Source organism: Streptomyces sp. A3M-1-3 (assembly GCF_024213665.1).
Lineage (GTDB): Bacteria > Actinomycetota > Actinomycetes > Streptomycetales > Streptomycetaceae > Streptomyces.
In genome coordinates this window covers 1-21,676 of sequence record NZ_JANAVP010000021.1, presented here as the reverse complement: position 1 = coordinate 21,676, position 21,676 = coordinate 1, and the positions used below count along the sequence as shown (strand labels likewise).

Below are 21,676 nucleotides of genomic sequence, written 5' to 3'. Positions count from 1 at the left end.
GGCGTGGCGGGCGGGCGGCTCGGCGGGTGGCGCTACGCGCCCGACAGCACCGCGACGGCGGCCGCGTGGCCGTCCCCGACCACCACATCGCTGATCAGCCAGTCGCCCGGGCCCGCCGCCGGGACCCGGCCCGTACCGACGTAGTCGGCGGACATCGACCGGGCCAGCCCGGTGCCCAACCCCTTGAGGTACGCCTCCTTGCGCGCCCAGGCCCGGACGAACGCCCCCGGCCTGCTCTCCGCGTCGAGCCGGGCCAGCTCGCCGGCCTCCCGGGGATGCAGCAGAGGTCCCACCTCGTTTGCGACCACACCGGCCGGGACCACCTCCGCGTCCACGCCGACCGGCGTGCCCGCGAAAGCCAGCAGCCCGAGGTCCCCGCTGTGAGTGATCGAGAAGTGCAACGGCGCGCCCTGGACAGCGGGACGCCCATGCGGCCCTCCGCACGACGGGCAGTCCTCGCGGACGAACGGCACCTCGGCCGGATCCACCCCGAGATAACTCCCGAGCAGCAGGCGCAGCCCCACATGCACCGCCCCGTAGATGTCCCGGTCGGCGTCCTTCCGGAACGCCGCCGCCCGCCGCAGCTCGGACCCGTCCAGCACGAACGGGGCGCTCGCCGCCAGACCGGAACCATTTCCCGGCACCCGCACGACCCACAGTTCCGGCACCCCGCCGGCCGCGGGAAGAGCCAACGCCCCGGCGGGACCTGAGGCCGGCAACTCCTGCGGGCACAGCGCTGTTTCGGTGTTCACCGGGGCAGCCTATGCGGCCGGCCGATGACGGACGAAAACCGGTTGACGCGGCTGTGCGGAGCCCGGCTATGGTTCTCCTCGTTGCGAAAGGCGGCGTGTGACCGCCTTCGACAGCCGTATGAGAAGCAGGAGGTGAGGACATTGATGACTGTCACGGTGACGGGCGCTGCCCGCATTCAGGAGTTCATCGTTTTCACCCCTGTGGTCTCCGGCTGACACCCATACGACTTCCGCGCGCCGAGCGCGCCGCCGGGGCCACCCTTCGAAGGGTTCCCCTTGTTCAACGCTTCGCTCAACATGTCTTCTTCCACCTCTGATGCTCAGCACGTCCTCGCCGCGTACGGCTGGGATGAGGGTTGGGAGACGGAGTTCGCTCCGCATGCCGCGCAGGGCCTGTTGCCCGGCCGTGTCGTACGGGTCGACCGCGGTCTCTGCGATGTCGTCACTCCGGTCGGCACTGTGCGGGCCGACACCGAGTTCGTGATGCCTCATGATCCGATGCGGATCGTGTGCACTGGGGACTGGGTTGCTGTCGATCCGGCCGGTGATCCGCAGTACGTGCGGACGTTGCTGCCTCGCCGTACGGCATTCGTGCGGTCGACGTCGTCCAAGCGTTCCGAGGGCCAGGTGCTGGCCGCCAACATCGACTACATCGTTATCTGTGTGTCCCTCGCGGTCGAACTCGACCTCGGCCGGATCGAGCGTTTCCTCGCGCTGGCCTGGGAGAGCGGCGCCCAGCCGGTGGTGGTGCTCACCAAGGCCGACCTGGTTCCGGACGCGACCGGGCTCGCGTACCTCGTCCAGGACGTGGAGACCACCGCGCCCGGTGTGCAGGTGCTGGCCGTCAGCTCCGCGGCGGGCGAGGGCGTCGATGTGCTCTGCGCGGTCGTGGCGGGCGGAACGAGTGTGCTGCTCGGGGTGTCCGGCGCCGGCAAGTCCACTCTCGCCAATGCGCTGCTCGGCGAGGACGTCATGGAGGTACAGGCGATCCGTGACGTCGACGGGAAGGGGCGGCACACCACCACCACCCGCAATCTGCTGGTGCTCCCCGGCGGGGGAGTGCTGATCGACACCCCCGGGCTGCGCGGGGTCGGGCTGTGGGACGCCGGGACCGGGGTAAGCCAGGTGTTCTCCGAGATCGAGGAGTTCGCCCGGGACTGCCGCTTCCACGACTGCGCCCATCAGGCGGAGCCGGGCTGCGCGGTGCTCGGCGCGATCGAGCAGGGCGCGCTGCCCGAGCGCCGGCTGGAGAGCTACCGGAAGCTGATGCGCGAGAACCAGCGCATCGTCGCCAAGACCGACGCGCGGCTGCGCGGCGAGATCCGGCGCGACTGGAAGCTGAAGCACGCGGAGGGCCGGGCCAACATGGAGGCCAAGCGCGGCAAGGTGCGCAAGCCGTAGCCGTAGCCGTAGCCGTAGCCGTAGCCGTGGGTGTGGGCGTGTGGTGCGGGGGCTGGGGCCGGGGGCACCGGAGTGCCCGGCGCCGCCAGCGCCCCATGCGCCATGTCCGAATCCCGCCAGCCGGGGTCCGGTCGGTGCCGCACACTGGATCTCGTGATGGACGAAGAGACCAGGTACGAGGCGGTGAGCAGCCGCGACGCGCGCTTCGACGGAGAGTTCTTCTTCGCCGTCGAGACGACCGGTATCTACTGTCGCCCGAGCTGCCCCGCCGTCACCCCGAAGCGCCAGAACGTCCGCTTCTATCCGACCGCCGCCGCCGCGCAGGGGCATGGCTTCCGCGCCTGTCGGCGGTGCCGGCCGGACGCCGTGCCCGGCTCCGCCGAGTGGAACGCCCGCGCCGACGTCGTCGGCCGTGCGATGCGCATGATCGGCGACGGGGTGGTCGACCGCGAAGGCGTCCCCGGCCTCGCGGTACGCCTCGGCTACAGCGCCCGGCAGGTGCAGCGCCAGCTCACCGCCGAACTGGGCGCGGGGCCCGTGGCACTGGCCCGCGCCCAGCGCGCCCACACCGCGCGGGTGCTGCTCCAGACGACCGGGCTCCCGGTCACGGAGATCGCGTTCGCGGCCGGGTTCGCGAGCATCCGCCAGTTCAATGACACGATCCGCCAGATCTATGCCCGCACACCGAGCGAGCTACGGGCCGAGGCCGGCCCCCGCGGCGGACACGCCCGGCCGGCCGCGGGCATCCCGCTCCGGCTCGCGTACCGCGGGCCCTACGCCGGGCAGGAGATGTTCGATCTCCTCGCCCGCGAGGCGGTCCCGCACGTGGAGGAGGTCCGCGGCACCCCCGGCCGCCGCACGTACCGACGCACGCTGCGGCTGCCGTACGGCACGGGAATCGTCGCGGTGGACGAAGCCCTGCCGCCCGCGGGCCGCGGCGGCGGCACGCGCTGTGGGTGGCTGGAGGCGCGGTTGTTCCTTAGGGATCTGCGCGACCTCACCACCGCCGTGCAGCGGTTGCGCCGGTTGTTCGATCTGGATGCCGATCCGTACGCCGTGGACGAGCGGCTCGGCGCCGATCCGCGCCTCGCCCCGCTCGTCGCCGCCCGCCCAGGGCTCCGCTCGCCCGGCGCCGCCGACCCCGGGGAGGCGGCCGTACGGGAGCTGGTCGGCCGGGACGCCGCGGCGTTGCTCGTCGAGCAGTACGGCAAGGCCCTGGACGCGCCCTGCGACGGGCTCACCCATCTCTTCCCCGAGCCCGGTGCCCTCGCCGGGCACCCGGCCCCCGCGCTGCGCGCACTCGCCGCCGCCCTCGCCGACGGGACCGTACGGCTCGATCCCGGCGCGGACCGCGACGACGCCGAACGGGCGCTGCGCGCCCTGCCCGGCCTCACCGCGCACACGGCCGCCCGTATCCGGATGCGCGCTCTGGGCGACCCCGACGTGGTACCGCCCGGCGAACCGGACGACGCGGCCTGGCGGCCGTGGCGCTCATACGCCCTCCGACACCTGTGGACCGAACAAGACCTGGAGCCTGAGAACCGATGACCGCACCGACGCTCTACACCACCCTCGACAGCCCGATCGGGGAACTCCTCCTGACCGGTGACGAATCGGGCCTCGCCTCCCTCTCCCTTCCGGGACAGAAGGGCGGACGGACCGTCCAGCCCGGCTGGCTCCGCGCACCCGGGGTCTTCCGGGCCGCCGAGGAGCAGCTCACCGCCTACTTCACCGGTGAACTCAGGGAATTCCGGCTGGAGTTCAGGACGCAGGGCACCACGTTCCGGGAGCAGGTCTGGGACGCGCTCGACTCCGTACCGTACGGGGCGACCACCACGTACGGAGAGCTGGCGGCCCGGATCGGCGCCTCCCGCGCGGCTGTACGGGCGGTGGGCGGCGCGGTCGGCGCGAATCCGCTGCTCATCGTCCGGCCGTGCCACCGGGTGATCGGCGCCGACGGCGCATTGACCGGCTACGCGGGCGGGCTGGAGCGCAAGCGACAACTGCTCACCCTCGAAGGAGTGCTTCCGCTCTAAGACTTGATCCGTAATTCACCAGAGGGTGAGCTGCGGGTTGCAGCCGGGGCGGTGTCCGGGCCTTCCGGCGTGGTCACGCTTGGGACGTGGCTCATCCGGGGTTGCTCGGGACCGCCGTCCGGCGGTTCGGGGAGCAGAGGTCTCACGGCGTTGCCGTGGGACTGCCGCATGGCCGGCACCGTGAACGGTGGTCTGGCTCGGTGCGGTTGACTCCCGCAGGGCTTCTTCCAGCCCTTGTGCAAAGGTGATCTGTGCGTGCCGGGACGCGGTGGTGTCCAGGTACGCGGTCTTGGGGTCGTCCACGTCGGTGAAGCGAACGAACGCGGCCAGGGCGGCAGACACAAGGTCACGCTTCCCGACGAAACGCACGCGATGCACTTGTGCTCACGGTCGCGGAGTGTCTTGTTCACGCGCTCGCCGCACAGGCAGTGCTGCGACAACGCGGTGGACCAGGTGGAGGCCCGTACAAGACGGCCGCCCGCAGCCTGGCATTCGCGGTCAAGGGCGGTGATGAGCAGGCCGGGGGTGGTCTGGGAGAGACGCTTGCCCCAGAGCCGGTACCAGGTGCGGATGTCGCAGTCCTCGACCACGAGCACGGGTCCGTGCGCGGCGATGATCTGGCGAGCCACGGTGCGGGCGCGGTGGCGTCGGTGCTCGGCGCTGCTGGCGGCGGCTTCGGCCTGACGAGCGCGCAGCTCCCGGTAGCCGTACGAGAGCCGTGCGCGGCGGAACGCCTGCTTCGGCACCCCGTCCGACCGGGCATCACGGGCACCGCCGGGCACGCTGACCTGCTTGGGCGTCAGGCCCTTGGAGGCTCGGCGCCCGGCGCGCTTGGCCTGCTTCTTCGACAGGCCGTACTGCGCGGTGTTGGTGGCCCGGCGGGAGCGCTCCAGCGCCCGCGCCCGGCCGCGCCGCTTCTTTGCTTCCCGTTCCAGGAGCGTCCGTTCCTCGGGGCTGAGGGTGATCTCGGTGGAGGCCGGGGCACCGTCGGCAGGGTCAAGGGTGGCGGGCAGGGAGACGATCGAGACGTTGGAGACGTTGCCGTCCACTCCGCCGATCCGGTCCAGCGCGCATCGCGGGCTTCCCCGGCGCGGCGGTCTTGCCGGTGGGGACGCTGCCGGACGGCGGGGCCGGGACCGGCATCCGGCGGGGCTGCTGCATGGGGTGCCGGCCGCCGTCGGTGTAGGCCATGGCGTGGCCGTGGAGGGTGCCGACCAGGCGGAAGGTCTCCCACTTGCGTTCGGTGGTGTGGGAGCGGGCGCGGCCGGGGATACGGGTGAAGTCGTGCCAGCGGCCGGTCTTCGGGCGGCCGTGCCGCTTGCCTGTGCTGTCGGCGAACAGGTGGCGCTGGACGCCGTTCCACACCTCGTCGGCCATATGCATGGCCAGGGCCTTGGAGGCGTGGTGCTTGAGGTGCCCGGCGGCTTCGAGATGCTTGTATGCGCAGCGCTCCAGCGCCTCACGGTTGAGGCCGAGACGCTGCCGTACGGCCTTCGGCCCGTGCTCGTCGCGCTCGTGGAACGCAGCCCAGTAGGCATCGACCTTGGCGCGGGCATCGCGCTGGACGGCGCGCTTGATCGACCACATCGCCCCGAACAGCTTCTCCAGCCGGGCGAGTTCGGCAGGGTCGGTGACGGCCAGCGGCAGCACCATCACCGACACGATCCCGTCGTCGGGCTTGGTCCACTTCGGGGCCTTGTTCTTTCCCCGGAACCTGCGCGTCTGGGCAGCCTGCATTGCCTGTCACCTTCACGAATTAGCTGACCTACGACACGCTACGTGAGTAGTTGAGCTATGAGAACCGAGGTAGAATGGGTCCATGGCCATCACAATTCCCGGATATGAAGACGCCCGACAGGCGGCAGCACGACTCAAGGTCACCGTCCAGCACGTCTACAACCTCAACAGCAGCCGCGCCGACTTCCCCGCCCCCGTCTACGTCGGCCGCACACCCCTGTGGCCCGTGGATCGGCTCGACGCCTGGCGTGCAACGCACCCAAAGCGCGGAGATTAACTGACCTTTCCCGATACAGGAAGTAACTGACCTAATCCGTCGTTGTGTCCGTTCGTGCTCAAGATCAACGTCACTAGCCTGCGGCCCTGATCCCTGCTGCACTGGACCGGACTGTCCGTCAAAGCGTTCCTCGTGCTGGTCGCCCGCGTCGCCGCCCTCCTGCCCTACGAAGAAGCGGCTCCTTTCGGCGGGCCGCTTCGGGGGTGTCGGTGCTATAGCTGTTCTGCGCAGAGCATTGAGCGGCTCAGGCCCAGTCGGTCGACGAGTGTGTTGGGCGACAGTTTGACGTCGTCTTTGTTCGGGCAGTCGTCGCCGTCGAAGGTGTCCTTGTTGATTTTGAGGTCGGGAGTCTTGTCGCCGTCGCAGGCGATCTCCTTGTAGCCGGTGGCGGTGTTTTCGAGGCAGTCGCCCACTCTGATCTCCATGCCGCCGCCGCCCCGGTCGCCGGGGTGGGGTGCCTTGAGGTTGCGTACGCAGGCGTAGCCGTGCCCTACAGCGTAGGTGACGTAGTGAAGCGGGCCAGCGACCTCCTCTGTGACGGAGACCTTCTCCTTGCCGTAAGTGATGCCCATGACCTGGTCGGTGGGGTCGGGGCAGTCGGGTATCGAGGTCAGCGTCAGTTCCTCCTCGCTGCGCTTGAGCACCCTGCCGTATGCTTCCGGGTCATCGCACGCGGTCTCGACGACCTGGGCGAACTCTCCCGCAGTGCCTGCCGGGCCGTAGCAGTCGTCCTTGGCGAGCAGTACCTGGTCGTCGTCGGTGTAGGGCTCGGTGGGCGTGGGTGAGGGGGCGGCCGACAGTGACGCCGACGGCGTGTCCTGCGCGGAACCCCGGGCCCCGGCCCCGTCGCCGCCCGAGCAGCCCGTGAGCGCGACCGCCAGCAGGGCCGCCGCCGCGGCCACCGCCGCCTCGTGCACTCTTGGACGGTGCTGTCGTTGCAATGTGTCCCCCTGACCGCGACCAGGCGCGGACACCGCCTCCGGTTCGCTCAGAATGCGTGACGCGCGACATCCGTGACGACTGCACCTCCGCCACGGAACCTCTCCAATTTACTTATACCGCCGGTGCATTGAGGTTGTCGCCCACGCGCAAGCGGCAGCTGCATCGCGACGTCGCCCGGAACGTCAAGACCACCGTGCCGTGCCTTGAGAGCATCGCGCTGGATGGGACACTTTCGAAACACGAGGGTTCCGTAGAGAGCCCGCGGGTGACCGGCCAGTCAGACCCAGTCGAGTCCTGGCTCTGCCGGTGGAGGACACTTCGGTGTCGGGATAGGTTGAGGCGTTTCCGGTCGGCCTGGCTCACGTCCCCGCTCGACCACCGCTCCTGCCCGGGAGCGCGGGTGTCGCCGATCAGCGAAACTGCGCACCAATCAACCAAGCAACCTACAAGCACCGCAGGGTGCCGGTGGCCAGTTAGATTTCCCCGCCCACGGCCGCCTGGCGGGGAGTCATCTGGCCACGGTAAACCTCACTGTCAGTGACGAAGGCCAACACACCGGTGAGTCGTCCTCCAACGGCGGCCCGGGGAGGTTATTCGGTGTCCTGCGGGGCGAGGCCGGGGCCTCCGAGTCAGGCCGCGGCTGGCCTGATGATCGGCGACGGTGCACCGGACACTACGCGGCCAGCATCTTCACCTTGCCTTCGAGCCCAACCTTGTTCGCCCCCGTCATGTCGTCGGCCCTCTCGCCGTTCTTGAAGAAGATGAACGTGGGCATGGCTCGGATGCTGTACTTCTGAGCCACGGGAGCGACCTTGTCGACGTCCAGGGGACACGAACACGATGTCGCGGTATTGCTCGGAGAGTTGATTGAAGACAGGGGTGATGAGCCTGCCAGGGCCACACCACTCGGCCGTGAATTCCACGGCCGCCTTCGCACTCTTGCGGAGCAATTCTTCGAACTGCTAGGCGCTGGTCACGTCGATCACGGCCATGGGTTCAGTAATCCCGGCGGCCCGGACCCCGCAGACGCCGGAGCCGGCGTGGGACCAGGACCTGCTCTGCCGATCCCGCACTGACCGGGATGACCCGCCGGCAACTGAACGACCTCACCGAGACACTGGCCCCAGACGGGGATACCCGCCCCGGCTGACCTTCCCCGACCAGGTCCTGGCCACCGTGCTCCACCCACGGGCCGCCCTCGCCGCGGAACCCCTCGCCGTGCTGTTCGGCACCAGCCGCACCGCCAAGCACCGCACCCTGCTGAAGAACCGGCGACTGCTCGAGACACACGGCATCACCATCCCACCCGCGACCACCCCACCCACGACGCTCGCCGCCCTTCAGGCCCGGGTCCAGGCCCAGACCGGCGAGGACAACAAGATCAAAACAACGTGTTAATGATCTGCAAGCCCTCAGGGGGCGGTGTTCTCCAGGCCCCAGCTGTGGATCTTCCGCGGGTGGATGCGGATGACCTCCTCGCTGAAGTGCGGACCCAGCTCGTGCGGCCCGGTGAGGAGTTCGGCCTCTCCGCGGATGTCCACTCCCCGTACCGTCCACGGCTTGAGGCTGACGATGTCGTCCACGACCAGGGCGACCTTCGGATTCTCCGTCAGGTTCCGCCACTTCTTCGTCTTGCCCATGGCGAGTCCGCCGACCAGGATCGTCCCGTCCTCCTGCGGGAAGAAGCCGACCGGGTTCGCCTGCGGCTGGCCCTTCGGGTCGACGGTCGCCAGTCGCCCGAGGCGCTGGGACCTGAGATACGCGCGCTCGGCCTCGCTGAATTCGGTCATGGGCCCAGCCTCACACGCGTGACTCTCCCGCGCATCGGCCGTCAGACGCAGGCGAGTCCTACGTCTTCAGAACGGCTCCGCAGAACGGCAGACCCACAGGCCGGTCAGGCCGCCACCACCGCCCCGATCCAGGCACCGAAAATCAGCAGGCAGGCGAACAACTCCACCAGCACACTCGTCCCGATCGCCCGCATCACCGCCCGCGTCGACGCCGCCGCCTCGCCGTGCCGCCCCAGCCGCAGCCGCTCGGAGCCGTAGATCCCGCCGATGAACCCGGGTACCGCACCGATCACCGGGACCAGGACGAAGCCGGCCAGCGCCCCGGCCCCGGCGAACACCGCCATCCGGCGGTTGACGCCCACTCCGCGCAGCCGGCGGGGCGGCAGCAGCCACGTCACCGCCTGGGTGACCAGCAGCAACGCCGTGGCGCCCACCAGCAGCCACCACGCCGGGCCGGTCTTCACGTGCAGCGCCCACCACAGGAAGGCGGCCCACACCAGCCAGGAGCCGGGCACGCCCGGAATCAGCACCCCGAGAAGGCCGAGCAGCATCACCAGGCCCACCAGGAGGAGCTCTGCCACGCCCATCTGCCCAGCGTGCAGGAGCAGGCTCAGAAGCGCAGGTCGCGGGCCACCCAGCCCCTTTCGTACGCGTGCCAGCCGAGCTGCAGCCGCGTCGTCACCCCGGTCAGCTCCATCAGGCCCTTCACCCGGCGCTGTACGGTCCGCAGCCCCAGGTCCAGCTGTTTGGCGACGCTCGCGTCGGTCATCCCGGCCAGCAGCAGCGAGAGGACCTCCAGATCGGTGCCGTCCGGGCCGATGTCCTCCTCCCTGACCTGGCCGCCGGCGCCGAGCCGCAGCGGAAGCGCCTGCCGCCACACCGCCTCGAACAGGCCCATCAGCGATTCGAGCAGACCGCTGGCGTGCACCACCAGCGCGGCGGGCTCGGCGGTATGCGGAGTGAGAGGCACCATCGCCATGCTGCGGTCCGCGATCATCAGCTTCGTCGGGACCCGCTCGATCGTCCGTACCTGCTCGTCGCGGCCCAGCGCGGCCGCCAGCTCGGTGATCCCGGTCGGTGACGCCAGCACCTCCCGTTCGAGCACCACCCGGTACGCGACCCCGCGCGTCGCGGCCCGCTCCTCCGCCTCGTTGTCCATGCCGGTGACCGCGATCGGCCTCCCCGTCACCAGGGCGCAGACCTCGTCCGTCGCACCGAGCTGCAACTGCAGAAACCGGTGCGCGACCGCGCTCGCGCCCGTCACCACCTCCACCAGGTCGTGCACCGCCGGCTCGGCGGCCTCGGCCCGGTACTCCTCGGCCAGCAGCGCGGCCGCCAGCTCCGCCTGCTCCAGCTCATGGCGCTGCTGGGTGAGCAGCGCGCCCAGCGCGACGCCCGGCGGGGCGGCCACCCAGCGGCCGGGGCGGGCGGAGGACTGGGCCGCCAGCCCCTGCCGCTCCAGCCGGCGCAGCGCCCGCTCGGTGTCGGCCTCCGGGAGGGACAGCCGGTGGGCGAGATCGGGCACGTCGGCGGCTCCGAGCGCGACGAGCACGCGATACGCCGACTCCTGCGCCTCGTCCAGACCTATGGCACTGAGCACTCGCATCCACCCCTCACCGGACACATCCATTCCGCGGCCCTGGCGGGAAACCGCCACGGCGCAAACCCGCCGCCGCGCATCATCCCCGCACCCCCCGCCTCTCTGTCAATGTGTCGCCACCGCAGCATCAACATCCGCCCGCCATAAGGCGCTTGATCCGTCGAGGAAATTTGGCCGGAAATCACCTGGGGAGAGCGATGCGCCTGATATCGCGTACGGCGCTGGGGGCGGCGACAGCCGCCGTCCTGGCCGTCACCGCGGTCCCGCCGTCAGCGGCACAGCCGCAGGACGCGGCGACGGCGGACAGGACGGAGAAGAGCCCCCTGGTCGGCAGCAGCCAGGCCGCCGGACAAGAGGGCCGGACGGCCACGGTGACTCTGGTCACCGGCGACAAGGTGCTGGTCAGCACCGACGGTTCGGGCCGCACCGCCGCCACCGCGCTGCCACGCGAGGACGGGACCCTGCCGTTCGTACAGACCCGGCGGGCGGGCGAGGTCACGCTGCGCTGGAAGGCCACCGCCAAGAGCCCGTACCTCTACAACCTGGCGTTTCCCGAGACCGGCCGGATCGGCTCGGACCGCACCTACCGGGTGCGCGACGGTGAGCTGGCCGAGGTGGAGGCGACGTACCACGCGATGGGTGTGGCGACGGACTTCTTCGACAGCACCGCCGCTTACCGGCCGGTGGGCTCCGCCGTCTACTTCGGTGGCACCGAGTTCGTTCCGGTGCCGGGCAAGCGCACCGAGTTCTACTCGGCCGGGGACACCGCCTGGGACCACCTCGTCGGCAGCAGCTTCCCGTTCGGCGAGCTGATGGCCGACCAGCAGCGCACGTACCGGAAGGGGCAGTCGCGGTCGGAGAGCTGGTACGACGGTGTGGTGGCCCCCGTCGCGCCACGGGACACGGCGGGCAAGCGGGTCCTGGCAGCGGAGCGGCAGGGCAACCTGATCGGCTTCGCATCCGCGATGTGGGGCGACAGCGGCCACTTCGCGCACGCGGGCGGCTTCGGCGACATCGGCAACCTGGTGCTGCGGCGCGACGGTGAGGAGATCGGCAGGAGCGCCGGCCCGTTCGGGGTGTTCGAGGTCCCGGCCGAGGACTCCCCTTACGAACTGGAGCAATTCGTCCTGAAGATCGGCAGCCCCGCCAGGGTCTGGCAGCGGTGCCAGAGCGTCAAGACGGTCTGGAAGTTCCGCTCGAAGCTCGACGAGTCCGCGTACTCGCAGGGCCTGGGGGTGCTCTTCCCCGGCTACGACCTTCCCGAGGACGGCCTGAAGACGCTGCCCGCGGCGGACGGCCAGTTGATCGGACTGAGGGTCAGCGGTCAAGCCGGATACACCCCGGCGACGCTCAACTCTGCGAAGCTTTCGTACTCGTACGACAAGGGCGAGACCTGGACGGAGGCCAAGGCGTCCCAGCGGGACGGCCGGTGGACCGCCACGGTTGACCACGCGGGGGCCGCGGGCAAGCAGGTCACGCTCAGGTCCGAACTGACGGACGCCAAGGGCAACTCCGTCACCCAGACCGTGGTTCGCGCGTACGACGTGCGGTAGCCACGAAGGGTCCGCCGGGCGTCCTTCCCGTGGGGGGTGGGGTCGCTCGGCGGACTTCTTTTTCGTGTTGCCCCGTTTTCGTACGGCCCGCGCGGTGGACAATAGGGGCATGAGCCAGCAGGGGGAGAGGCCCACCACCGGCGAGGACGACTGGTGGAACCGGCTGTACGACGAATCCGCCCCGGACACGGCCCCGGCCGCGACGGGCGACACCGACACGGACACCGACACCGACACCCTGGAAGACCGCTTCAACTCCGCCTTGGGCACGGTGGCTCCGCCGGCCCCCGTACCGGTACCCGACCCGCCACCGGCGCGCCCGCCCCGGCCGCGCGGGCCCTGGGAGCCGCCGGAGGCATGCGGGGCCGACGGTTCGCCGCCTCCGGGGAAGGCCGTAACCGACCGCCCGCCACGGGCTCAACCACCGGGCTCTGACCCGAGGTTCGCGGAGCCACCCCCGGCGGCCGGCGAGCCGGCCCCACCCGTACCACCGGCCCGCGAGCCGGCCCCACCCGTACTGCCGGCCCGCCGGTCTGCGCCCGGACAACCGGCGCAGCCGCCCCATCTGCCTGCGGCCGAACAGTCGGCGCCGCCGGCACCCCCCGCACCACCAGTGACGTCCTCTGCGGCTGCCCGTGAGGTGCCCGCCCAGACGGCCCCACCCGCCCCCGCCGCGCCGCCGGCCGCACCCGGGCAACTGGCCCAGCCGTCATCCGCGCCCGCCGGGCAACCGACGCCCGCTGGGCCACCCGCCCCCGCCGGGCTGCCGGCCGCACCCGAGCAATCGGCCCCGTCACCACCCGCCCCCGCCGGGCCGCCCGCGCCCGCCGGGCCGCGCCCACCCGCCGGGCAACCGGCGCCGCCCGCCCCCGCCGGGCCGCACGCCGGGCCCAGGCCACCCGCCCCGTCCCCCGCCGAGCCGCCGCGGGCGACCGGGCGGCCACGGCATGCCGCCCCCGCGCCGGAGGCGGCTTCGCGGCCCGTTGTCGGGTTCGTAGGGGGGCGGCCGCCCACCTACGACGCAGAGCCCACCGCGCTGCCCGCCGCCGATCCCGCCCTGCTGGACGATCTCGTCGCCGACACCGTCCTCGACGGCGCCCGGTACGGCACGTACATCCTGCGCGCCGCCTCCGTACGCGGCGACTCCGCCCGCTACCGCGGCGAACCGCGCCGCGACTCGCTGCTCACCGCCCGCTTCGGCACCGGCGAAGCCGCCCTCGTACTGGTCGCCCTGGCCGGTGGCGCGCGCGCCAACAAGGGCGCGCACCGGGCCGCCGGCGACGTCTGCCGCTGGATCGGCGGGGCGGTCGGCCGCAGCCACGCCCGGCTGTCCGAGGACATAAGGGCAGGCCGGCGCGGCGACCTGAAGTCCGGCCTCCACCGGCTCACCGACCGGAGCTACGGCAAGCTCCGCGCCCGCGCCGCCGAACTGGGCCTGGAACCCGACGAGTACACCGCGACCCTGCGCTGCCTGCTGCTGCCCGCCGACCCGGAGTGCCGTACGAGGGTGTTCTTCGGGATCGGCGCGGGAGGGCTCTTCCGCCTCCGTGACGGCGCCTGGCAGGACATCGAGCCGCAGGTCGCGGAGGCCACGGGCGAGCCCGTGGTCGGCTACGGCTCGGTGCCGAGCGAGGGCGCCGAGGGGGACCGGCTCACCATGGACCTGGGCATCACGACGGCCTCGTCGCCGTACGTCGAGAGCCTGCCACCTCGGACAGAACCGTTCCGCTTCCGGGCCTCCGTCGCCCGCCCGGGGGACACGCTCCTGCTCTGCAGCAACGGCCTCGCCGAGCCGCTGCGCGGCGAGCCCTCGCTCGCGAAGCTGCTCGCCGAGCGCTGGGCGCCGCACGACGCGCCCGGCCTCGCCGCGTTCCTGGCGGACACCCAGCTCCGGGTGAAGGGGTACGCGGACGACCGCACGGCTGCCGCAGTCTGGGAGGCGTAAGCGCGCCCGGCGTGGGTTGATGGAGTCCCGGAGATCCACACGACCGGACCAGACCGGACCAGACCGGAAAGGGCGCGCGCCCCATGGCCAAACAGAACGTGGCGGAGCAGTTCGTCGACATCCTCGTGCGCGCAGGCGTGCAGCGCCTGTACGGCGTCGTCGGCGACAGCCTGAACCCCGTCGTCGACGCCATCCGCCGTAACGCCGCCATCGAATGGATCCACGTCAGGCACGAGGAGACGGCCGCCTTCGCGGCCGGCGCCGAGGCCCAGATCACCGGCAGGCTCGCCGCGTGCGCCGGCTCCTGCGGCCCCGGCAACCTGCACCTCATCAACGGCCTCTACGACGCGCACCGCTCGATGGCCCCGGTGCTGGCCCTCGCCTCGCACATCCCGTCGAGCGAGATCGGCCTCGGCTACTTCCAGGAGACCCACCCCGACCAGCTGTTCCGCGAGTGCAGCCACTACAGCGAGATGATCTCCAACCCGAAGCAGATGCCCCGCCTGCTCCAGACGGCGGTGCAGCACGCGGTCGGTCGCAGCGGGGTCAGCGTGGTCACTCTGCCGGGCGACATCGCAGCGCAGGCCGTCCCCGACAAGGCGGTGGAGCACGCCCTGGTCACCTCGCGCCCGACCGTACGGCCGGGCGACACGGAGATCGACAAGCTGGTGCGCATGATCGACCAGGCCGACCGGGTGACCCTGTTCTGCGGCAGCGGCACGGCCGGCGCCCACGCCGAGGTGATGGAGTTCGCGGAGCGGATCAAGTCTCCGGTGGGGCACGCGCTGCGCGGCAAGGAGTGGATCCAGTACGACAATCCGTACGACGTCGGCATGAGCGGGCTGCTCGGCTACGGCGCCGCCTACGAGGCCACCCACGAGTGCGATCTGCTGATCCTGCTGGGCACCGACTTCCCGTACAACGCGTTCCTCCCCGACGACGTCGAGATCGCCCAGGTGGACGTCCGCCCGGAGCACCTCGGCCGCCGCTCCAAGCTCGACCTCGCGGTCTGGGGCGATGTGCGCGAGACGCTGCGCTGTCTGATCCCGCGGGTCAGGGCCAAGACCGACCGCAAGTTCCTGGACCGGATGCTCAAGAAGCACGCGGACGCCCTCGAAGGCGTGATCAAGGCGTACACCCGCAAGGTGGAGAAGCACGTTCCCCTCCACCCGGAGTACGTGGCGTCCGTACTGGACGAACTCGCGGACGACGACGCGGTGTTCACCGTGGACACCGGGATGTGCAACGTCTGGGCGGCCCGTTACCTCTCCCCGAACGGCAGACGGCGCATCATCGGCTCGTTCAGCCACGGCTCGATGGCGAACGCGCTGCCGCAGGCGATCGGCGCGCAGTTCACCGACCGTGGCCGCCAGGTGATCTCGATGTCCGGCGACGGCGGATTCACCATGCTGATGGGCGACTTCCTCACCCTGGTGCAGTACGACCTGCCAGTGAAGATCGTGCTGTTCAACAACTCCTCGCTGAGCATGGTCGAGCTGGAGATGCTGGTCGCCGGGCTCCCGTCGTACGGAACGACGAACCGGAACCCGGACTTCGCGGCGATCGCCAACGCGGCCGGCGCGTACGGGGTGCGGGTGGAGAAGCCGAAACAGCTCGTGGGTGCGCTGAAGGAGGCGTTCAAGCACAAGGGTCCGGCCCTGGTGGACGTGGTCACCGACCCGAACGCGCTGTCCATCCCGCCGAAGATCCGCGCGGAGATGGTGACGGGCTTCGCCCTCTCCACGAGCAAGATCGTGCTGGACGGCGGAGTGGGCCGGATGGTGCAGATGGCGCGCTCCAACCTGCGGAATGTGCCCCGTCTCTGAGTCGGGATCACTGTCGATGAATCGACATGCGTGCTCTCAAGCCTGCGGGGCATGCATCTCGTAGGCGTGTTCGAGGGGGAGGGGCGGGGGAAGCTGTGCGGGTGGGGGCTATGACTGGGCGACAGCTGCAGATGAGCCGCAAGCTGGGAAAGGCCGATCTCACCGCGGTGGGTGAGGTCCGGCGGGCGCTGCGGGACCTGCTGCGCCACTGGGGCAGACCGGACTGTGGGGAGGTCGCGGAGCTGCTGACCAGCGAGCTCGTCACCAATGCGCTGGTGCACACCGACCGCGATGCGGTGGTCACCGCCACCGTCGCGGCGACCCGGCTCCGTGTGGAGGTCAGGGACTTCGTCGCCCGGCACCCGAGGCCGCGCGCGCCGGCCGCAGGCGACGGGAGCGACGGCAACGACGCTACGAACGGCCGGGGGCTGCTGCTGGTGCAGGCGCTGGCCGACGCGTGGGGCGTGCGGGCGCACGGGATCGGCAAGGCGGTGTGGTTCGAGCTGGACGGGGGACCCGCGTAGCAGGTGCCCGGCGGATTCCCCCGCCCGGTTGAGCCGAACTGCCCGGTCAGCCGAACTGCTGCTCGAGGTCCTTGAGTTTGCGCTCCAGGGAGTCGAGTCGCGGGAGGGTCTGGGTGTCGTCCTCGGCGGTGAGGTCGACGGTCCTGGACTCAGGACCGAGGGCCGGGCTCGTACCAGTCACGGCCTGGAGGGAGGGCCGGGGGCGCGGCGGCGGCAGTTGTCCTGGCTCTGCTATGGCGGGTTCCGCGCCGACCTGCGCGGAACCCGTGCCGGGGGCGATGCCCGTGACCTCCACCTGACGGCCGCCGCCGCGGCTGCGGCCGAACGCCCGGTGCTGGCGGTTGAGCGCCCTGATGTGGGCCCGTTCCCGCTTCTCCTGGTCCCTGCGGCGGAGCCGGTTCTGCTCCTTCTCCCGCCGGTCCTCACGGACCTCGTCGACCGCCTCGTCCAGCGTGCGTACGCCCTCCAGCAGCATCAGCGACCACGCGCCGAACGTCTCGCGGGGCGCCCGTAGCCACCGCACGATCCGGATCTGCGGCAGCGGACGCGGCACCAGACCCTGCTCGCGCAGTGCCGCCCGGCGCGTCTGCTTGAGCGCGCGGTCGAAGAGCACCGCGGCCGACAGTGACATGCCGGCGAAGAACTGCGGGGCGCCGGCGTGGCCCAGGCCCCGGGGCGCGTGCACCCAGTTGAACCAGGCGGCCGCGCCCGCGAACGTCCACACCAGCAGGCGCGAGCCGAGTGCCGCGTCGCCGTGGCTGGCCTCACGTACGGCGAGGACCGAGCAGAACATGGCCGCGCCGTCGAGTCCGAAGGGGACCAGGTACTCCCAGCCGCCGGTGAGGTTCAGGTTCTGCCGGCCGAAGCCGACCAGGCCGTGGAAGGAGAGCGCGGCGGCGACCGCGGCACAGCAGAAGAGCAGCAGGTAGGAGGCGGTTCCGTAGACCGCTTCCTTGCGCCGGCGGCGTTCCTCACTGCGTTCCCAGGTGTCGTCGGCCGCGGCTTTGTCCCCGGCGCGCTTCCCGCGCGCGAGCACCGCGACCGCCGCCATCACGCCCAGGAGCAACAGGGCGCCCGGAAGCAGCCAGTCCAGCGATATGTCGGTCAGTCTCATCCGGTGTCCCTTGCATCGCTTGCATCGCATGCATCGCTTGCATCGCGTCAGGCGGTTTCGGCTCGTTCGGACCGCCATAGTTGCGGATTCCGGTTGGCCGGGATGAGGGTTTCGGGGCAAGTGGACGCCAACGGAGGCCACACCCCTCCGGATAGGGCGATCTAGGTCGAACTACCGTCCGTAGGTAGGGAGTTGAGTTCGATTTACGTCACTGCATCGAGTGGCGTGACACTACGCGGAGGCGCTACGCGGAGGCGGACAGCCGGGCGATGCGGTCGGCGTCGCATGTACGCGGACAGGTGACGCAGGTGTCCTCGGGCCGCAGCGTGTAGAAGAGGCAGCAACTGGCCCGGTCGCGGGTGGGCAGCGCCTCGCCGTTCGGGCCGGTGAGCGTACGGAAGCCGGTGGAGCCGACGTACGGGGCCGTGGTGCCGGGCAGCAGCAGTTCGAGCTCGGTCATCGCGCGCTGCTCCTCGCCGAGCAGATGCGAGATGTACCAGAGGCCCTCGACGATCTCGTCCGTCGCCATGCCCCACAGGGCGCGCCTGCCGCGGCGCATCCGCGGGCCGAAGCCCTCCAGGACCGGCCCGAGGTGTTCGGCGACGGCCTCCCGCACTTCGGCCCGCAGGGCCTCCTCGTCCGGTACGACCCTGGCGCCCGGCAGCAGGGCCGCCGGATCCCCCGGCAGACAGGCGAAGCTCTCCACCCGGGCGGTCATCCGGCCCAGCGTGCGGTGGAAGCTGACGTTCCCGACGGGGGTGCGGGGCACCCGGCGGTGCAGAAACCACGGCACCGTGATGAGCAGGCAGGCGGGCCAGGCGTACCGGTGGAAGCCGAAGCTGGCGATCACGTCGGGGCGGGCCTGCTGCCCGTAGTCCTTCAGGACCTGCGCGTTGTCCCAGGCGAGGAAGGCGTCGAGAGCGGGGCCGCCGGCCGCGAGTTCGTCCGCACCGACCCAGCCCGCGCCGCGGGGGGTCGCCGTGCCCGCGGTCGGTTCCCTTATCTGCAGACCGGGGAACACCTCGGCAAGGCGCGCGTACGAGTCCGCGACCGGAGAGCCGGTCGCGCATCCGGTCGGGACGAGGGGGCGCGCGGCGCTGGGGAGCAAAGCCGGGACGGTCATGCGGGACCACCGAATCGCGATCGTTAGCAGGTTAGCCTTACCTTACCCGACGCGTTCGATGTTTGAACTGCAGCCCCGTCCGCCTATCGTGCATACAGGCCCTGGCGCTCGCGAGCTGGGTCTGAGCGGACGCCGGAGGAGGACCCGAGTGGAGCAGGCCCGAGCGCGTGACGCCGCGTCGCCGGCCGGGTCCGCCGTGCCCCGGGTGCCGGAGCAGGCCCGGGGGGACGGGGGCGGGGCCCGTGGGGAGCACACGCACAGCGAGCCGCCGGCGCCACGGGTGTTCCGCCACTCGGTACGCGGCCAGATACTCGACGCGCTGCGGACGGCGCTGGTGGATGGCGAGCTTGAACCTGGCGCGCTCTACTCCGCACCGGTTCTGGCCGAGCGCTTCGGCGTGTCCGCCACGCCGGTCCGTGAGGCGATGCAGCAACTCGCCCTGGAGGGGGCCGTCGAGGTCGTTCCCAATCGGGGCTTCCGGGTGGTTCGGCGCGGTGCGCGCGAACTCGCCGAGCTGGCGGAGATCCGGGCGCTGATCGAGGTGCCGGTGATGCTCGGGCTGGCCCGTACGGTCCCGGCCGAGCGCTGGGCCGAACTGCGTCCGCTCGCCGACGCCACGGCGCTGGCGGCGGCGCGGGGCGATCTTGCGGCGTACGCGGAGTCGGACCGCGCGTTCCACCGCGCGGTCCTGGCCCTCGCCGGCAACCAGCAACTCCTGCTGGTGGCGGCGGACTTGCACCGCCGCGCCCAGTGGCCGGCAGCAAGCGCCCCGCCGGTCCGCCACGCGGACCTGGTGGCGGACGCGGCGGAACACTCGGCGCTACTGGGAGCCCTGATCGCCCAGGACCTCGCGGTGGTGGAGTCGCTGGTACGGGAACACTTCAGGGGGGCGGGAGGGTGAGCGGGGGCCGCCTGACCGGGTACGCGTGGTTCGGGGTAACCCGGGGCCGCCCGGTTTGAGAGTCTGGCGGGCCTCGTCTCCCTGTAAAGGGCGCTCCCTGCGGTCGCGTCGCTGCGCGATTCCGCTTCGCTCCACTCTTGACAGCGAGCCGTGTCCCGCTGCTGCGGATGTACGTCGGGCGGCCCTGGGGAGCGGGGCCCCACCTGAGCCTGGTGGGCGGCGCGGGTTTGTTCAGTGGCGACCGGCCGGCGGGTGGTTGCGGGGCGCGGCAGGTCGGGGGCCGGGCCCACCCCGGAGCGTCCGAGCGCCCCACCCACCGGCCTGGCGGCCGCTGAGCCGGGCCGGGCTGATCCCGAAGTGGCCGCGTCCGCAACCGCCCACCACCCGGCGGCCGCTGAGCCGGGGCCGGGCCCATCCCGGAGTCGCCGCGCCCCGAGCCGCTCACCGGCCTGCGGCCGGGCGCGGACCGGAGCCAGCGACGACGAATCCCCGGGCCCCGCCCCGGGGGCCGCCCCCCCTCTGGTCAATTCGCGGTGGAGGGACGGGGGTCAAGGGTGGCCGAAGGCCATCGCGCAGCGACGCGACCGCAGGGAGCGCCCTTGATGCCCGGCCCGGAGCCGCCATAATCCCCGCTAGGGCGGCCCCCTTCCCGAACGACTCGCTCCCGGCGCAGCCCGGTTACCGCTCCCCGCAGGTGGCGTACGTGACGAATGCCGTCCAGGCGGTGGGGGCGAGGGCCAGGTGCGGGCCCTGCTTGTTCTTCGAGTCACGGACGTGGACGGTGGACGGGCAGGTCGCGACCTCAACGCAGTCGTCGCCCTGGGAGCCGCTGCGGCTCGACTTGCGCCAGGCGAGGGCGACCTCGACGCATGCGTCGCCCTGGGAGCCGCTGTAGCTGCTCTTGAACCAGGCCAGTTCGGTGGCGGTCATAGCGCTCCTCGCATTCGCTCCAGCAGGCTCACGGAGTCTGCAGGGGTGAGAGCCTGTGAGCGCAGTTTTGCATATCGCTGGAGAAGCACGCTGACCTGTTTGGGATCGGAGATCAACTGGCCCGACTCCTGGCCCTCGGTGTAGCCGAGCCAGCGGTTCTCCGGCGTCTCCAACAGCATCATGGGCCCGTCCAAGCCCGCATGATCCGGCTGCCGCAGTGGCATGAGCTGCAGCTCGACGTTCCAGTGTTCGGCCCACCTCAGCAGGTGGTCGATGAGTTCCCCGGTGACGTCCAATCCGCCCGTCTGCCGTTCCAGCAGCGCCTGTTCAACGATAAAGCTGAATGCGATCGGCGGCCTACGTGTGAGCAGCTCCTGGCGCGCCAGTCGGGCCGCAACCCGCTGCTGAACCTGTTCCTCGTCCGGCGGCGGGGGAACGCTCAAGGTCACCGCTCGCGCGTACGCCTCCGTCTGCAACAGACCCGGCACCACCCGGCATTCGTACGTGCACAAGCTCACCGCCTGCTCCTCCAGCCCCGCCCACTGGCGGAACCAGGACGCCAGCCCCGGCCTTCGCGTCAGGTGCCGGGCTCCCGCCCGCAACGCACCGAAGCCGTCCAGCGACTCTTCCGCCCGCTCGACGAAGTCCTTCGGCGGGAGGCGGCGGCCCTGTTCGATCGATGCCACCGTCTGGGGGGAGTACCGCACCAGCGGGGCCAGGTCCTCCTGGGTGAGGCCGGCCCGTTCGCGGAACGCCTTCAGCATCGCCCCGTATGCCTTGAGGCTGTCCGACGCTTCCGGCTCGCTGTTGACCGGCATTTCCCGTCCCCCTCCATGGAGCCCAACTCACCCATGGTCACGGTCCGTTACGCGTACTGTCCACCCCATGTACCCGTACGCTGACGCAGCGTACGGCCTGCCGGCCTGGTGAGCGCCATGCCAAGCCGTCAGCCTGGGCATATGCCAGCACCTGCCCAGCCCCACACTCCCGTCACCGTACGTGTGTTCACCCAGCGCTTCAGCGCTACGCGCCTCGGTGCGCGTCTCGCCCGGCATCTCGCCGTCCATCGGCTCGACGTGTGGGGCATTCCGTACGGCAGCGAACTGTCCGACTCCGCAGCCGTGGTCGTCGCCGAGCTGGCTGCCAATGCCGGTGCGCCATGAGGCGCTCTGTTGTATCCCCGGTTCAACCGGGAGGAACTGAAAGGGAGGTTTCTGGGTCCGAT

General features: G+C 71.2%; 21 protein-coding genes and 3 pseudogenes. 11 read left to right on the top strand and 13 right to left on the bottom strand.

Going from position 1 to position 21,676, the window contains the following annotated elements:
• Positions 1-32 precede the first annotated feature (32 nt).
• Positions 33-752, bottom strand: a complete 720-nt coding sequence (locus NLX86_RS22845; RefSeq protein WP_254373631.1) for a 4'-phosphopantetheinyl transferase superfamily protein — start codon at positions 750-752, stop codon at positions 33-35.
• A 297-nt stretch (positions 753-1,049) separates the two neighbouring features.
• Between NLX86_RS22845 and rsgA the strand changes: the two genes are divergently transcribed.
• From rsgA to NLX86_RS22830, 3 genes are all read left to right on the top strand, one after another.
• Positions 1,050-2,153 (top strand): ribosome small subunit-dependent GTPase A, encoded by a 1,104-nt coding sequence (gene rsgA / locus NLX86_RS22840; protein ID WP_254373630.1) that lies wholly within the window; start codon positions 1,050-1,052, stop codon positions 2,151-2,153.
• A 156-nt stretch (positions 2,154-2,309) separates the two neighbouring features.
• Positions 2,310-3,701: a DNA-3-methyladenine glycosylase 2 family protein gene (locus NLX86_RS22835; protein ID WP_254373715.1), complete on the top strand. Its 1,392-nt coding sequence runs from the start codon at positions 2,310-2,312 to the stop codon at positions 3,699-3,701.
• Positions 3,698-4,189 (top strand): methylated-DNA--[protein]-cysteine S-methyltransferase, encoded by a 492-nt coding sequence (locus tag NLX86_RS22830; RefSeq protein WP_254373629.1) that lies wholly within the window; start codon positions 3,698-3,700, stop codon positions 4,187-4,189. Before NLX86_RS22835 ends, NLX86_RS22830 begins: the two co-directional genes overlap by 4 nt.
• Here the strand turns inward: NLX86_RS22830 and NLX86_RS22825 are convergent.
• Together NLX86_RS22825 and NLX86_RS22820 are read right to left on the bottom strand one after the other, a co-directional pair.
• The gene (locus NLX86_RS22825; protein ID WP_254373628.1) at positions 4,186-5,238 is read right to left on the bottom strand and encodes a hypothetical protein; all 1,053 of its coding nucleotides are present in this window, start codon (positions 5,236-5,238) and stop codon (positions 4,186-4,188) included. The genes NLX86_RS22830 and NLX86_RS22825 overlap by 4 nt on opposite strands.
• Positions 5,186-5,926, bottom strand: coding sequence for a hypothetical protein (locus tag NLX86_RS22820; RefSeq protein ID WP_254373627.1), 741 nt, complete (start codon positions 5,924-5,926; stop codon positions 5,186-5,188). Before NLX86_RS22820 ends, NLX86_RS22825 begins: the two co-directional genes overlap by 53 nt.
• Positions 5,927-6,008: 82 nt before the next feature.
• On the opposite strand from NLX86_RS22820, the gene NLX86_RS22815 reads away from it, so the two are divergent.
• Positions 6,009-6,203, top strand: coding sequence for an AlpA family transcriptional regulator (locus NLX86_RS22815; protein WP_254373626.1), 195 nt, complete (start codon positions 6,009-6,011; stop codon positions 6,201-6,203).
• A gap of 212 nt (positions 6,204-6,415) precedes the next feature.
• Here the strand turns inward: NLX86_RS22815 and NLX86_RS22810 are convergent, their stop codons facing one another.
• From NLX86_RS22810 to NLX86_RS35125, 3 genes and pseudogenes are all read right to left on the bottom strand, one after another.
• The gene (locus NLX86_RS22810) at positions 6,416-7,120 is read right to left on the bottom strand and encodes a hypothetical protein (protein WP_254373625.1); all 705 of its coding nucleotides are present in this window, start codon (positions 7,118-7,120) and stop codon (positions 6,416-6,418) included.
• 698 nt (positions 7,121-7,818) lie between these two features.
• Positions 7,819-7,971: a thioredoxin family protein gene (locus tag NLX86_RS22805; RefSeq protein WP_302061649.1), complete on the bottom strand. Its 153-nt coding sequence runs from the start codon at positions 7,969-7,971 to the stop codon at positions 7,819-7,821.
• Positions 7,972-7,987: 16 nt separating this feature from the next.
• Positions 7,988-8,095 (bottom strand): annotated as a pseudogene (locus NLX86_RS35125) (thioredoxin domain-containing protein); the annotation flags it as partial.
• Positions 8,096-8,144: 49 nt separating this feature from the next.
• Between NLX86_RS35125 and NLX86_RS22800 the strand changes: the two are divergent.
• A pseudogene (locus NLX86_RS22800) lies at positions 8,145-8,543 on the top strand (ISAzo13 family transposase); the annotation flags it as partial.
• Between the two features lie 14 nt (positions 8,544-8,557).
• Here NLX86_RS22800 and NLX86_RS22795 read toward each other — a convergent pair.
• The 3 genes from NLX86_RS22795 to NLX86_RS22785 all read right to left on the bottom strand — a co-directional run bounded on the left by NLX86_RS22795 (position 8,558) and on the right by NLX86_RS22785 (position 10,535).
• Positions 8,558-8,935: a PPOX class F420-dependent oxidoreductase gene (locus tag NLX86_RS22795; protein ID WP_254373623.1), complete on the bottom strand. Its 378-nt coding sequence runs from the start codon at positions 8,933-8,935 to the stop codon at positions 8,558-8,560.
• Positions 8,936-9,039: 104 nt separating this feature from the next.
• On the bottom strand, positions 9,040-9,522 hold the full coding sequence (locus tag NLX86_RS22790) for a DUF456 domain-containing protein (protein ID WP_254373622.1): 483 nt from the start codon (positions 9,520-9,522) through the stop codon (positions 9,040-9,042).
• Positions 9,523-9,545: 23 nt separating this feature from the next.
• A complete protein-coding gene (locus NLX86_RS22785) occupies positions 9,546-10,535 on the bottom strand; it encodes a LuxR family transcriptional regulator (RefSeq protein WP_254373714.1) in 990 nt (329 codons plus the stop codon).
• A 197-nt stretch (positions 10,536-10,732) separates the two neighbouring features.
• Here NLX86_RS22785 and NLX86_RS22780 point away from each other — a divergent pair, with 197 nt between their 5' ends.
• From NLX86_RS22780 to NLX86_RS22765, 4 genes are all read left to right on the top strand, one after another.
• Positions 10,733-12,088 carry a hypothetical protein gene (locus NLX86_RS22780; protein ID WP_254373621.1) on the top strand — a complete coding sequence of 452 codons (1,356 nt, stop codon included), beginning with the start codon at positions 10,733-10,735 and terminating at the stop codon, positions 12,086-12,088.
• Between the two features lie 109 nt (positions 12,089-12,197).
• Positions 12,198-14,033, top strand: coding sequence for a protein phosphatase 2C domain-containing protein (locus NLX86_RS22775; RefSeq protein ID WP_254373620.1), 1,836 nt, complete (start codon positions 12,198-12,200; stop codon positions 14,031-14,033).
• An 83-nt stretch (positions 14,034-14,116) separates the two neighbouring features.
• A complete protein-coding gene (locus NLX86_RS22770; RefSeq protein WP_254373619.1) occupies positions 14,117-15,859 on the top strand; it encodes a pyruvate dehydrogenase in 1,743 nt (580 codons plus the stop codon).
• A 110-nt stretch (positions 15,860-15,969) separates the two neighbouring features.
• On the top strand, positions 15,970-16,383 hold the full coding sequence (locus tag NLX86_RS22765; RefSeq protein WP_254373618.1) for an ATP-binding protein: 414 nt from the start codon (positions 15,970-15,972) through the stop codon (positions 16,381-16,383).
• Positions 16,384-16,429: 46 nt separating this feature from the next.
• Here NLX86_RS22765 and NLX86_RS22760 read toward each other — a convergent pair whose 3' ends face one another.
• Positions 16,430-17,497 carry a DUF2637 domain-containing protein gene (locus NLX86_RS22760; protein WP_254373617.1) on the bottom strand — a complete coding sequence of 356 codons (1,068 nt, stop codon included), beginning with the start codon at positions 17,495-17,497 and terminating at the stop codon, positions 16,430-16,432.
• A 244-nt stretch (positions 17,498-17,741) separates the two neighbouring features.
• The gene (locus NLX86_RS22755) at positions 17,742-18,620 is read right to left on the bottom strand and encodes a (2Fe-2S)-binding protein (RefSeq protein WP_254373616.1); all 879 of its coding nucleotides are present in this window, start codon (positions 18,618-18,620) and stop codon (positions 17,742-17,744) included.
• A 148-nt stretch (positions 18,621-18,768) separates the two neighbouring features.
• Between NLX86_RS22755 and NLX86_RS22750 the strand changes: the two genes are divergently transcribed.
• The gene (locus NLX86_RS22750) at positions 18,769-19,521 is read left to right on the top strand and encodes a GntR family transcriptional regulator (RefSeq protein ID WP_254373615.1); all 753 of its coding nucleotides are present in this window, start codon (positions 18,769-18,771) and stop codon (positions 19,519-19,521) included.
• Between the two features lie 678 nt (positions 19,522-20,199).
• On the opposite strand, the gene NLX86_RS22745 is transcribed toward NLX86_RS22750, so the two are convergent.
• On the bottom strand, positions 20,200-20,451 hold the full coding sequence (locus tag NLX86_RS22745; RefSeq protein WP_254373614.1) for a DUF397 domain-containing protein: 252 nt from the start codon (positions 20,449-20,451) through the stop codon (positions 20,200-20,202).
• Positions 20,448-21,269 (bottom strand): helix-turn-helix transcriptional regulator, encoded by an 822-nt coding sequence (locus tag NLX86_RS22740; RefSeq protein WP_254373613.1) that lies wholly within the window; start codon positions 21,267-21,269, stop codon positions 20,448-20,450. The genes NLX86_RS22745 and NLX86_RS22740 overlap by 4 nt, the downstream gene beginning before the upstream one ends.
• Before the next feature lie 141 nt (positions 21,270-21,410).
• On the opposite strand from NLX86_RS22740, the pseudogene NLX86_RS22735 reads away from it, so the two are divergent.
• Positions 21,411-21,602: pseudogene (locus NLX86_RS22735) on the top strand (ATP-binding protein); the annotation flags it as partial.
• Between the last annotated feature and the right edge of the window lie 74 nt (positions 21,603-21,676).

What these genes read in the sequence shown, in the direction of transcription:
- NLX86_RS22770 (WP_254373619.1), top strand. Translation starts at nt 14,117, where the DNA reads ATGGCCAAACAGAACGTGGCGGAGCAGTTCGTCGACATCCTCGTGCGC.
- NLX86_RS22780 (WP_254373621.1), top strand. Translation starts at nt 10,733, where the DNA reads ATGCGCCTGATATCGCGTACGGCGCTGGGGGCGGCGACAGCCGCCGTC.
- NLX86_RS22790 (WP_254373622.1), bottom strand. Translation starts at nt 9,522, where the DNA reads ATGGGCGTGGCAGAGCTCCTCCTGGTGGGCCTGGTGATGCTGCTCGGC.
- NLX86_RS22775 (WP_254373620.1), top strand. Translation starts at nt 12,198, where the DNA reads ATGAGCCAGCAGGGGGAGAGGCCCACCACCGGCGAGGACGACTGGTGG.
- NLX86_RS22820 (WP_254373627.1), bottom strand. Translation starts at nt 5,926, where the DNA reads ATGCAGGCTGCCCAGACGCGCAGGTTCCGGGGAAAGAACAAGGCCCCG.
- NLX86_RS22740 (WP_254373613.1), bottom strand. Translation starts at nt 21,269, where the DNA reads ATGCCGGTCAACAGCGAGCCGGAAGCGTCGGACAGCCTCAAGGCATAC.
- NLX86_RS22755 (WP_254373616.1), bottom strand. Translation starts at nt 18,620, where the DNA reads ATGACCGTCCCGGCTTTGCTCCCCAGCGCCGCGCGCCCCCTCGTCCCG.
- NLX86_RS22795 (WP_254373623.1), bottom strand. Translation starts at nt 8,935, where the DNA reads ATGACCGAATTCAGCGAGGCCGAGCGCGCGTATCTCAGGTCCCAGCGC.
- NLX86_RS22745 (WP_254373614.1), bottom strand. Translation starts at nt 20,451, where the DNA reads ATGACCGCCACCGAACTGGCCTGGTTCAAGAGCAGCTACAGCGGCTCC.
- NLX86_RS22815 (WP_254373626.1), top strand. Translation starts at nt 6,009, where the DNA reads ATGGCCATCACAATTCCCGGATATGAAGACGCCCGACAGGCGGCAGCA.
- rsgA (WP_254373630.1), top strand. Translation starts at nt 1,050, where the DNA reads ATGTCTTCTTCCACCTCTGATGCTCAGCACGTCCTCGCCGCGTACGGC.
- NLX86_RS22760 (WP_254373617.1), bottom strand. Translation starts at nt 17,497, where the DNA reads ATGAGACTGACCGACATATCGCTGGACTGGCTGCTTCCGGGCGCCCTG.
- NLX86_RS22830 (WP_254373629.1), top strand. Translation starts at nt 3,698, where the DNA reads ATGACCGCACCGACGCTCTACACCACCCTCGACAGCCCGATCGGGGAA.
- NLX86_RS22835 (WP_254373715.1), top strand. Translation starts at nt 2,310, where the DNA reads ATGGACGAAGAGACCAGGTACGAGGCGGTGAGCAGCCGCGACGCGCGC.
- NLX86_RS22765 (WP_254373618.1), top strand. Translation starts at nt 15,970, where the DNA reads ATGACTGGGCGACAGCTGCAGATGAGCCGCAAGCTGGGAAAGGCCGAT.